General features: G+C 42.8%; 9 protein-coding genes. 6 read left to right on the forward strand and 3 right to left on the reverse strand.

Going from position 1 to position 9,901, the window contains the following annotated elements:
* Nucleotides 1–76: 76 nt before the first annotated feature.
* Nucleotides 77–1,009: a hypothetical protein gene (locus F6K20_RS11370; RefSeq protein ID WP_008178504.1), complete on the forward strand. Its 933-nt coding sequence runs from the start codon at nucleotides 77–79 to the stop codon at nucleotides 1,007–1,009.
* A 100-nt stretch (nucleotides 1,010–1,109) separates the two neighbouring features.
* Here the strand turns inward: F6K20_RS11370 and F6K20_RS11375 are convergent, their stop codons facing one another.
* On the reverse strand, nucleotides 1,110–1,277 hold the full coding sequence (locus F6K20_RS11375) for a hypothetical protein (RefSeq protein ID WP_154659651.1): 168 nt from the start codon (nucleotides 1,275–1,277) through the stop codon (nucleotides 1,110–1,112).
* A 28-nt stretch (nucleotides 1,278–1,305) separates the two neighbouring features.
* Here F6K20_RS11375 and F6K20_RS11380 point away from each other — a divergent pair, with 28 nt between their 5' ends.
* The gene (locus F6K20_RS11380; RefSeq protein WP_161603117.1) at nucleotides 1,306–3,288 is read left to right on the forward strand and encodes a caspase, EACC1-associated type; all 1,983 of its coding nucleotides are present in this window, start codon (nucleotides 1,306–1,308) and stop codon (nucleotides 3,286–3,288) included.
* Between the two features lie 39 nt (nucleotides 3,289–3,327).
* Nucleotides 3,328–3,519 carry a hypothetical protein gene (locus F6K20_RS11385; protein WP_008178500.1) on the forward strand — a complete coding sequence of 64 codons (192 nt, stop codon included), beginning with the start codon at nucleotides 3,328–3,330 and terminating at the stop codon, nucleotides 3,517–3,519.
* A gap of 33 nt (nucleotides 3,520–3,552) precedes the next feature.
* On the opposite strand, the gene F6K20_RS11390 is transcribed toward F6K20_RS11385, so the two are convergent.
* Complete coding sequence (locus tag F6K20_RS11390; RefSeq protein WP_008178498.1) at nucleotides 3,553–3,975, reverse strand: hypothetical protein; 423 nt, start codon at nucleotides 3,973–3,975, stop codon at nucleotides 3,553–3,555.
* Nucleotides 3,976–4,142: 167 nt separating this feature from the next.
* On the opposite strand from F6K20_RS11390, the gene F6K20_RS11395 reads away from it, so the two are divergent.
* Nucleotides 4,143–4,364 carry a hypothetical protein gene (locus tag F6K20_RS11395; protein ID WP_008178494.1) on the forward strand — a complete coding sequence of 74 codons (222 nt, stop codon included), beginning with the start codon at nucleotides 4,143–4,145 and terminating at the stop codon, nucleotides 4,362–4,364.
* A 124-nt stretch (nucleotides 4,365–4,488) separates the two neighbouring features.
* Here the strand turns inward: F6K20_RS11395 and F6K20_RS11400 are convergent, their stop codons facing one another.
* The gene (locus F6K20_RS11400) at nucleotides 4,489–4,911 is read right to left on the reverse strand and encodes a helix-turn-helix domain-containing protein (protein ID WP_044492020.1); all 423 of its coding nucleotides are present in this window, start codon (nucleotides 4,909–4,911) and stop codon (nucleotides 4,489–4,491) included.
* Nucleotides 4,912–5,754: 843 nt separating this feature from the next.
* On the opposite strand from F6K20_RS11400, the gene F6K20_RS11405 reads away from it, so the two are divergent.
* Nucleotides 5,755–8,679, forward strand: coding sequence for an esterase-like activity of phytase family protein (locus F6K20_RS11405; protein WP_287249301.1), 2,925 nt, complete (start codon nucleotides 5,755–5,757; stop codon nucleotides 8,677–8,679).
* A gap of 255 nt (nucleotides 8,680–8,934) precedes the next feature.
* Nucleotides 8,935–9,901 (forward strand): endonuclease/exonuclease/phosphatase family protein (locus tag F6K20_RS11410; RefSeq protein ID WP_287294714.1); only part of this gene is annotated, 967 nt, incomplete at its 3' end.

Below are 9,901 nucleotides of genomic sequence, written 5' to 3' on the forward strand. Positions count from 1 at the left end.
TATCGCCCCCCTAACGCACCCTACACAAGATTTTCAAATATGAGTAACTTTGTCAATGTAAAGAGAGCTGAAGTCAATGACCGATGAAAACATTTCCCGACCGAATCCCCAAGAAGCTGAGACTTTATTGGCTGACCTATTTGAGCAAGTGAAAAAATGGGAAAGTCCCCTGGATGAAAGTACAAAGCTTGGTGTAGGTGGAACCGCCGTTAAAAACTTGCAGGAAAGTAGAGTTATCTTTGGCAATCCTAGGGATAAGTTGATATTACTTACCGAAGACCTATTTGAAGAAACTGAAGAGGGATTGACCAATATTTATCGACAGCAAATGCGTGATGCATTTGATTTCTATTACATGACTGTGACTGTCGATTTGCGTCCTAAACCAGGGGTTATATTTTGGCGATTATGCTGTGAGCTTGACTTCAGTCCCAAAGGAGAAAAAGAGCCCATCGTTCAGTCTATTTTCCCCAAAAGCCAATGGCGACCTGTGATGAACTTCGGGGTGGGCATGAATTTAGGTATCAATAGCAATCTTGATTGGAGTATCGGGATTGATAGCACTGAACTAGCCGAATTTACAACTATTCCTGCGGAGCTCAAAGCTAATGTAGGAAATAAGAACGAACTCAAAGCATTCATTGTCATTCCTGAGTATGCTTACGAAGCTGGTCACTTTGAAATTATTTCCCAAGGTGAAGGTAACTCAAGGTGTTACTGGCGGATTGAAGAGCCGGAAATCCAAAAAATACTGACAGTCCAATTTGCAATTGTCTTTAAAGTGCCTAAGGAAATAAAGTCTATTAATTTGCGCGGGATCGCCTGGGGTGAGCCGGATATGAACTGGTTAACTGCTGATATCCGTGATGTTTTCAGTGATCTGGCAGATAGATTCCAAACCTTAATACGAAATAAGAATAAGGCAGCAATTAAATTCAGTCGTAGTGATGTTAAGGAATGGATATTGAACCTGCCGAAAGCTAATCTTCAACAGGATTTAGCGACTTAAATCGGGTGCATCTTTTGGTTGTAAATCTATGGTAAGCTATCAGCATTCAGCTATCAGCATTCAGCTATCAGCATTCAGCTATCAGTTATCAACTATCAGCTTATGCGTCACAGCGTCGAAGCCTGTGCCACGCTTTTGAATAAAATCGGCTGACGGCTGAAGGCTGTTCGCGTAGCGTGCGCGTAGCACATAGGCTGAAGGCTGACCGCTGACCGCTGACCGCTGACCGCACCTCAAGTAGCGTGCGCGTAGCGCGTATGCTTACCAATTCATCAGCTTTATCTGATCAGACCGCTATGACTAGAGCCAAATACATTTATCGCATCTGCGTGATAAATCCTCGTAGAGTGCGGGTTGAAAAGGAAGAACCTGGAAAGCCCAATAATCGAATCCCTGGAATATTTCGCTATCAGGATAAGATCACCCCAGAAGTCAAGGAGTTGATTGAGAAGGTTCGTCAAAACGGATTAAACGATGCTAACCAGTCGAGGTTTCTGGGAGAAGCGTTGTTTGATACCTTGTTTGATGATGAACTTTGCGATGACTTTATAGCATTTTATAACGAAGTTGTTCACACTAAACAGCAACTGCTACGGGTAGAACTACATATAGATGAGCGAAAGATGCCTGAAGTGGCAGCGTTCCCGTGGGAATTTATGTGTTTACCCGAGAAGAAATACTCAGGAACAATGTGGTTGGCTACTGCACCTGCTTTGGTCTTCTCGCGCCTGCCCTCACAGCGGATTTCAGCACCACCGATGGAGTCAGGGGCAAATGAAAAAATGCGGATTGCCTTAGTTGTCTCTGCACCCACAGATTTAAATCCAGTTGCCTACGAAGAAGTACAGGCGGCGATAGAGACACTAGCCCAGGAACAACCAGAGCAGGTGGAATTGTTACCAGTAGTGAATCCAGCTAGCCGCAAAGCTATTGATAACATTCTCAGGAAAAAGCCTCACATTTTCCATTTCATCGGTCATGGTCGTTTTCAGAATGAAAATGGTGAAATTGCCTTGGTGGATGAATTTGATCAGGCACGGTGGATTAGCGCCAATGACTTTAGTGAGCTATTGAATCAGCATCGACCTAGAATTATTTTGTTGCAGGCATGTCAGGGAGCAATGGAGTCTACATCGAAAGTATCTGTAGGGCTAGCTTCCAAGGTTGTGCAGCAAATTATTCCTGTACTCGTGGCAATGCAGTATCCCGTGTCTAACAGCACAGCTAGCCGATTTGCCTGCCACTTTTATAAACAATTAGCTCAAGGGAAGCCAGCGGATATAGCAGTACAGGAAGGAAGACGAGAAATTAGTCTCCATGAATCAACAGGATATCGGAAACGGGATTTTGCCACACCTGTGATTTTCATGCAAGTGCAAGATGCTCAATTAATTCAACGTCCAATTGAGTCATTTCAACGTCTAAATCAGCCAGTTGTGCTAGACAAGCCAAGCCATAAACAGCTCCATGTAAAGGATGCTCGCCAATCACAAGGGGTCAAACGAGCGCTGTTGATTGGAGTCAGTAAATATGGAAAGGGGTTAAAGCCACTACCTGGCGCAACCAAAGATTTAGAGGAAATCAAAGGAATACTGGATTCCCCACAACTGGGAAATTTTGTTGATGTCAAAGCTCTCAGCAATCCTGATCGACAGGAAATGGAAGAGGCTATTGAAGAGTTATTCGCTAGTTCTGAAAAAGATGATTTGGTGTTACTGTTCTTTTCAGGTCACGGTGTCAAAGATAGCAGCAATCAACTGTATTTAACAACTCGTATTACTCGTAAGAATTCACAGGGGGAACTAGTTAAGACAACAGCCGTTTCTGCTAGGGCTATCCATAACATCATGAATGGTAGCCGCTCCAAGCGACAAGTCGTTATCCTCGACTGCTGCTTTAGTGCAGCTTTTCGTAAGGGCCTACTGGTTAAAGATGATCGCTCCGTCGATCTTCAAAATCAATTAGGAGGAGAAGGGCGTGCTATTCTCGCCTCTTCAACTGACTATTCCTTTAGTCAATTGGACAAACAGCTCTCAATTTACACTCAGTATTTGGTACAAGGCATTGAAACGGGAGAAGCTGATTTGAATGGGGATAGGGTGATTTCTCTGGATGAGTTACATGAGTACATCGAAAATAAGATTAAAGAAACCCTTCCTGTCATGACTCCTAAAATCTATACTGATCAGGAAGGTTCTAAAATTCAGATTGCTAAAGCACCAAGGGATTATAGCCCTGTTTCAGATACTCCTTTAGTTACCCCAGAGGGGATAAAATAAAGTTCAAAAGCAGATAGTTTGATAATACTTAGCTTACCTATGAAAATCCTCTCAAAACTTGTTATAGTTATCGCTATTGTGGTGATTTCTGTTTTGCTGCGTGTGGCTTATTTAGAGAAAGAATCTGTGTATTGTAATGATATAATTGAAGGATTTCATAAAGGTAACAAAAAAGCTACTAATACGTACTATAATGATCAGGAGTTTAAAAGGCGGTGTAATCCTGAATAATAAATTTTATCAGTGATATTGGTCTATAAACACTTAAATTTTTATATTACTTGATTTTGGTTTAATAATTTTACAAATCTGTATCTTTTTTTGTTGATTGGGTTGATTTTGGGTTTTATTTATGCAGTCTTCTAAGTAATCTTTATTAATCGCAAATTCATAATTATTATTATCTAGTGTTATTTTTTCAAAAATGATATCACCACTAGTGAAGGAATCGTTTATCTTAGTTACTTCAATAGATGATTGAAGGTAACCTATAACCGGAGTAGGATCTTCATCATTTGATGGTTGTATGTCATGTAGGGGGACATATGGTGAAAAGCATTGTAAACAAACCTTATCATTAAAATTCGGTTTGTAATTATCCTGACCAACAGCTGTTGTAACTATACCGAGCAGGAGAATAATGCTTACTCCAATAATAACAAGGTAATTTAAAATTTTTCCTTTCATGGCAAAGAGAAAAGTAATGGTTGACTACTATACTCTTCGCTAGCTCTAAATTGAATCAGGATATTTTACTAAGAAACCAAGAAATATCTCCAAAAATTCATGAAATGGCGGTAAACTCGTATAAAACAGTGTTTTACACTACTCAATGTTTATGGTAAGTTAATTCTTTGGTTGAAGAAAAAGACAAAAGGCAAAAGGCAAGAGGCAAAAGGCAAAAGGCAAAAGGCAAAAGGCAAAAGGCAAAAGGCAAAAGGCAAAAGGGGACTTACGCCACATTGACTGGTTTGATGGGATTGGCAGTAGGTCACGCTACGGGATTGGCCTACTGCCACCCTACGCGATCAAGCGAAGCTTCCGCGCTTATGCGATCGCAAAAGAACACTTTGTGATTGATCGATGTGAATGCGATCGCAAAAAGACACCTTGTGATTAATTTGATGTGAATGGGATTGGCCTACTGCCACCCTACGCGATTGACCGTAGGTCACGCTACGCGAACGCATTCACATCCCATCAAGCTGAAATCACTTCAAAATCAGAAATCGTCTCAATCCACACCCGTGCTCCACACTTGAGGGGATCATCTGGACGATACATCACCCGACACGGGCCATTGACCTCCACCGTATGAGCGTAAACATTTTTAGTGCCTCGCTTCACCGTAATTACAGGATTACGCTCCCCGGTCTTGAGATTTTGGCGAATGACTTTCTGATTAACGTGGATCACAGCCTTAGTGTACTCTGTGCGCTTTGACCAGTTCCGTTTTGGTCCGCGAGTGCCAGGAGTGACCACCGGCATGCCATCAAACAAAGGAATTACCCAAGTTCTACCCACCTTATAAGCCCCTTTAACTCTGCCTTTGCCCAGAAGGTAACGGACGCGAGTGGCGGAAACACCAAGTAATTCAGCGGCTTGTGCGGTGGAAATCATCATGGGTCGTAAACCATTGCTTTAACGATATTATTACTTTAACACACTTTTTCGGAAAAGGCAAGGATATAGTAAAACTATTGCATTATCGCTATTTCAGGGCTTGTGGTAGGTTTGGGATATTTAGGTTATTTGGAAGGTTTGGGAGGTTTGGGAGTGCTGAAAAACTATTGCATTGTCACAATCTCAAGCAGTAGGGGCAACTGGGATTAGTGGGATTAGTGAGAGGAGTGAGATAAAAGTGTTATCAAAAACTATTGCATTTTCACAATTAAATGCTAATACCAAGTTGCATGGCCAACGGCTGAATACTTACTTAAAAAAAATCAAAAATAATTATTTCCAGATCCGCTGTTTCCTATTTCCTACTCCCTTTGCTAAAAACTAATTGTTAAAATCGTTGATAACAAAATTTTTGGCCGAAACCTTACTTAGTCAGGGATTATATAAAAAATCTCTAGGCTCAAGGTTAATAAAAAACTAAAAAAATTAAGTTAATATTAAATCTAGGTTAACTTTACAAAATATTTATACCCTACTCAGATAAAATTACACTAAAAATTTACAGCGACTTCAAAAACAAGCTTTAACCAAACCTTATAATTATGTTTATATAAATACAATCAAAATTTAACCTGGAAATGAAAACCTTACTAAGGGAGGTCAGCCAGTTTCAATCATCACGTAAACCTAGGCCAAGGCGATTTAAGGTTGGCAACAATTACGTACTAGGTGATAGCTGAAAGCTGAAATGCTGACACAATTTAGCTAGTTTCTGTGCTTCTAAGTCTCTAGATATAAAAACGCTAAATTCGAGAGTTTTAGTCTCGTTGATTCCAGGATTTTATGAAATTAAAAGGATTTGCATCTTTACCAGCTGATACCTTTGCAGAGGGACCCCAGTCTGGTGCAGACAATGGCAACGGTGAACCGATTTCTGCCAATGGTCGCACCGGTCCGTTTGATGGACAACCTGTTCAAGGCTTTAGTGGTGTTCAGTTTGCTCCTAGTGGGGGTGGCTCTTTTTGGTTTCTATCAGATAACGGTTTTGGAGCCCAACAGAATAGTGCGGATTACCTACTCAGACTCTATCAAGTTAACCCTGATTTCAAGGGTGCAGAGGATGGAGATGGTAGTGTAGAGATTGAAGGCTTTGTTCAACTGTCTGACCCTGATGGCAAAATTCCTTTCAAGATTGTCAACGAAGACAGTAGCGGACGCTTTCTGACCGGGGCGGATTTTGATATCGAGTCTTTTGTGATTGATGCTAAGGGCGATATCTGGATTGGTGACGAATTCGGTCCGTTTATACTTCACTTCGATAGCACTGGTAAACTGCTCGAAGCCCCTATTTCTACTCCCAATATCCCCGGGAATACCACAGGGGAATTTGTGCGATCGCCTCAAAACCCAGATTTACAATTCAATAGCCTCAATGGTGATCCTCCTCTAGTGATTGCACACCGGGGTGCTAGCGGTGAGCGTCCAGAGCATACCTTAGAAGCTTACGCTCTTGCCATTGAACAAGGGGCTGATTTCATTGAGCCTGACCTAGTAATCACCAAAGACGGTGTCTTGATTGCTCGTCACGAACCGTTGCTAGATGACACCACTAACGTAGCTGATGTATTTGGTGAAGACCGCAAGTCCACCAAACTGCTGGATGGTGAAGAAATTACTGGTTACTTTGCTGAAGATTTTACCTTAGCAGAAATCAAGCAACTGCGTGCTGTTCAGTCTCGTGACTTCCGTAGTGATGAGTTCGATGGTCAGTTTGAAATTCCCACTTTCAAAGAGGTTATCGAACTACTCCAGCAGGTAGAAGCGGAAACTGGTAAAAAAATCGGTATCTATCCTGAAACCAAGCATCCTACATTCTTCGATGACCAAGGCTTATCCCTAGAAGAGCCTTTAATCGCAACCCTACAAGAAACTGGTTTTACCGACCCCAGCCGGATTTTCATCCAATCCTTTGAAGTAGCTAACCTAATTGATTTACAAAATAACTTGCTACCTGGGGCTGGATTGGAAAATCTACCCCTAGTACAGCTCTACGGAGATGTAGACGATCAATTCCTAAATGCTGGTGGTGGCGGTTTTTCTGCTCCCTACGATATTGTTGCTAATTTCAGCAAACCTGACTTTACCGCAGAAGAGGCTCGGGCTACCTACGGCGATTTAGTTGACATTGTTCCCGACTTTGGTGCTGATGTCACTGGTGATGGTATTCCCGATACCACTTACCAAGATTTAGCCACTCAGACAGTCTTTGACTACATTGGCGCTAACTACGCTGAGGGTGTTGGTCCTTGGAAAAACAGCTTTTTGCTGCGGGAATCGATCGATACTCCTGTTGATGGCAATGGTGATGGCATTGCTGAAATCACTACCCAGCTCACTGGTGAAGTTCGTCCTTTCATCGATTGGGCTCATGATGCAGGAATGCAGATTCACCCCTACACCCTACGTAATGAAGAGCGCTTCCTGACCCTCAACCCTGATGGTACCCCTCAAAGCCCAGAGGATGAGTTCCGTCAATTGATTGAGCTTGGAGTAGATGGTTTCTTTACAGACTTCCCAGAAACTGGAAGAATTGTAGTTGACCAAGAAACTATACTGCCTAATCTATCTAGGTCTCGCGGATTTGAGGGCATGGCATTTAGCCCTGACCGCACCACCTTGTATCCCCTACTCGAAGGTGTAGTAGATGGGGACCCAGAGGATGCTCTACGCATCTATGAGTTTGATGTTGCTTCCAGTGAATACCAAGGTCTGGTAGGATTTTACCGTACCGATGTTCCCGGTCATCCGATTGGGGATTTTACCCCCATCAATGACAACGAGTTCTTAGTCATAGAGCGGGATGGTAAGCAAGGAGCGGAGGCTCAGTTCAAGAAAATCTTTAAGATTGACTTGTCTGAGATTGATGAAAATGGCTTTGTTGCCAAAGAGGAAGTAGTTGACTTGCTCAACATTCCTGACCCAGATGATGTGAACGGGGATGGTGAACTCACCTTTACCTTCCCATTTGTCACGATCGAAGATGTATTGGTGATTGATCAGAATACGATCTTAGTTGCCAATGACAACAACTATCCCTTCTCCGTAGGACGGGGTCCGGATATTGATAATAACGAAGTTATTCTGATCGAATTAGATCAACCCCTGGATGTAGATCCTTTATTAGGTCTTCCAGCCCCCAACTTTATTTCAGGTACTCCAGATAGTGATGAAATTGTTGGCGAGTTAGGTAACGATTTCATTACTGCTGCTGAAGGCAATGATACCGTTGATGGCGGTCTGGGCAATGACCTGATTCAGGGTGAAGCTGGAGATGATGTATTGCAGGGAGACTTTGCTGATAGCACCATTGGCGGAGATGACGTTATCTTCGGTGGCTTAGGCAATGACCGGATTAACGGCAATCTCGGCAATGACAAACTCTACGGTGGTGCAGGAGATGACTTTATCTTCGGTAATGAAGGTGATGACTTAATCCGAGGTGGATTAGGTAATGACTTCTTGACTGGTGATGACTCTTCTGGTATTAGCGGTAGTGATACCTTTGTCTTAGCTGCTGGGGAAGGTACAGATTTCATTCTCGATTTCCAGGCAGGAGTTGACTTAATTGGTTTAGCCGATGGTTTGACCTTTGGTCAGTTATCCATTGAACAAGATTCGCAAAATGCTCGCATTAGTTTGGAGAATCAACTATTAGCAACTTTTGCGATCGCTAATCCTCTAACAGAGGCTGATTTCACGATCATCTAATCCGTTGTAAAACCGGGTAATTAAAGGATTACCCGGTTTTTATTATTTGGTAATACGCAATACTGCGTGGGTTAAGGATCCCCCTCCCGTCCCCCTTAATAAGGGGGAAGCCAGAGGAGCCATAGCTATTGTTCCCCCCTTGCTAAGGGGGGTTAGGGGGGATCTCCAGGAATTGAACTTCCAAAACCGACGCAGTATTGAGGTAACTAAGTTGATGACTGAGGTGCTCGAACTTTAGGTATAAAAAAAATTAATATGTCTAATCTTGACGTTCGCTTTTCTAGCTTTAACGCTTCTTTGAATCGCTCCAATCAAGGGGATTTAATTCAAGATTTATCTACTTATGATAATAACCAAGCCAAGGCAGTGGCTGAAATTATTCAGCGTGCTAATCCGGATGTATTGCTAATCAATGAATTTGATTTCGATGAGAATGGAGAAGCGGCCAAACTTTTCCAAGATAACTATCTTTCGGTTAGTCAGAATGGTGCGACAGCGATTGACTTTCCCTATGTTTATCTCGCACCTTCTAACACCGGGATTCCCTCTGGATTTGACTTAGATAATAACGGGGAAGTTGGCGGGGGTAATGATGCGTTTGGCTTCGGGTTCTTTCCAGGACAGTTTGGGATGGTGCTATTCTCCAAACACCCGATTGATACGGAGAATATACGCACCTTTCAAAACTTCCTCTGGAAAGATATGCCAGATGCGTTGCTTCCTGTAGATCCAGTAACTGGGGAATCCTGGTACTCTGAGGAAGAATTAGCTGTATTCCGCCTCTCTTCCAAGAGTCACTGGGATATTCCCATTAATATCAACGGTGAAACGGTTCATGTTCTCGCTAGCCATCCTACTCCTCCAGTGTTTGATGGTCTAGAAGACCGCAACGGTACCCGTAATCACGATGAGATTCGGTTCTGGTCAGACTATATCACTCCCGGAGCTGGGGATTACATTTATGATGACCAAGGAAACTTCGGTGGTCTGTTGGCAAGCGATCGCTTTGTGATCATGGGAGACCAAAATGCTGACCCCTTTGATGGGGATAGTACTGATAATGCCATCCTGCAAATTCTAGATAACCCATTAGTCAACACCTCTGTTACACCCTCCAGTGAGGGAGGGGTGGATGCTAGCAACCGCCAGGGATTGAATAACCTGACTCATGGAGGTAATCCAGCCTTTGACACCGCTGACTTTGGTGAGGAAACTTTGGTGG

The organism is Moorena sp. SIO2C4 (assembly GCF_010672485.1).
GTDB lineage: Bacteria > Cyanobacteriota > Cyanobacteriia > Cyanobacteriales > Coleofasciculaceae > Moorena > Moorena producens.